The sequence below is a fragment of the Herbaspirillum lusitanum P6-12 genome (genome assembly GCF_000256565.1).
In the GTDB taxonomy this organism is placed as follows: domain Bacteria; phylum Pseudomonadota; class Gammaproteobacteria; order Burkholderiales; family Burkholderiaceae_D; genus Herbaspirillum; species Herbaspirillum lusitanum.
This window is the reverse complement of sequence record NZ_AJHH01000551.1, coordinates 1-1276: the sequence shown is the minus strand read 5'-3', so window position 1 is coordinate 1276 and position 1276 is coordinate 1. Positions and strand designations below refer to the sequence as shown.

Here is a 1276-nt window from a genome sequence, read left to right as displayed (position 1 = left end):
TTTTTTTTTTTTTTTAAACGCCGGGCGAACATCATGGCCGCGAGCCGGAGCCGCTCAAGCTCGGCTTGCCCGCGCTCGACGCTTTCCCGCGCAAGGTCTGGAACCGCATCGCCGGCCATCGCCTGCGCACCGGCGAGCCGCTCGCCATGGCCTATCCCGATCCGGCCGGCTACGGTCCGCTGCGCGAACGCATCGCCACCTACCTCGGCTTGTCGCGCGGCGTGGCCTGCCTGCCGGAGCAGGTGTTCGTCACCGCCGGCTATCGCGCCACGCTGGAACTGGTGCTGCGCAGCCTGGCGACGCCGGATGACGTGTTCTGGTTCGAGGATCCCGGCTACTTGCAGGCGCAGCTGTTCCTGCGCAATGCCGGCGCAAAACTGGCGCCGGTGCCGGTGGACGGACATGGCCTGATGGTGGAAGAGGGAGTGCGGCGTGCGCCCGATGCACGCTTTGCGCTGGTGACGCCGTCGCACCAGAGTCCGCTCGGCGTGACCTTGTCGCTGGAGCGGCGCATGGCCTTGCTGGAATGGGCCGGCAAGGCCGGCAGCTGGATCATCGAAGACGACTATGACAGCGAATTCCGCTACCAAGGGCGGCCGCTGCCGGCGCTCAAAAGCCTGGATCGTGCCGATCGCGTGATTTATTGCGGCACCTTCAGCAAGGTCATGTTCCCGGGTCTGCGGTTGTCCTACGTGGTCGTTCCGCTCGGCGCGGTGCAGCGTTTCCACGCCGTGTGCGCCAGCCTCAACGCCGGCTGTCCGTATCTGTTCCAGGCCGGCGTCGCCGACTTCATTGCGCAGGGACATTTTTCGCGCCACCTCAAGCGCATGCGCCTGCTGTACGCCGAACGTCGCGCCGTCTTCGTACGCGCCTTGGAGCAGGTTTTCGGCAACCGGCTGCAGATCGAACTGCAACCGGGCGGATTGCACATCGTCGCCGGACTGGCAGCGCATGAAGACGACGTGCTGATGGCGGAGCGCGCCCGTGCCGCGGGTTTCGGCATCAAGTCGCTGTCGAGCTGGTATCTCGACAACGAACCGCAGCGCGGCCTGCTGCTCGGTTTCGCCAACGTGGCGGACGCGGCGATGGCGAAGCGGCTGGCGCTGAAGCTTAAAAAGGCGATGGAAGGCTGAGGCAGGGCTGGCTTTCGCTGCCGGTTGCGAGCTTGCAGGCCACCCATTCGACCACTGCCTGATCATTCGTCGGTGCAAAGGCGGCCACGGTGCAAGCCGTATCGGCATAGCGATACACCGCCGACACGCTGCCCGGCCCGGCG

Annotated in this window: 1 pseudogene; it reads left to right on the top strand. The window is 65.9% G+C overall.

The features are described from left to right. Nucleotides 1-26: 26 nt before the first annotated feature. Nucleotides 27-1133: pseudogene (gene pdxR, locus HLUSI_RS29485) on the top strand (MocR-like pyridoxine biosynthesis transcription factor PdxR); the annotation flags it as partial. Nucleotides 1134-1276 lie beyond the last annotated feature (143 nt).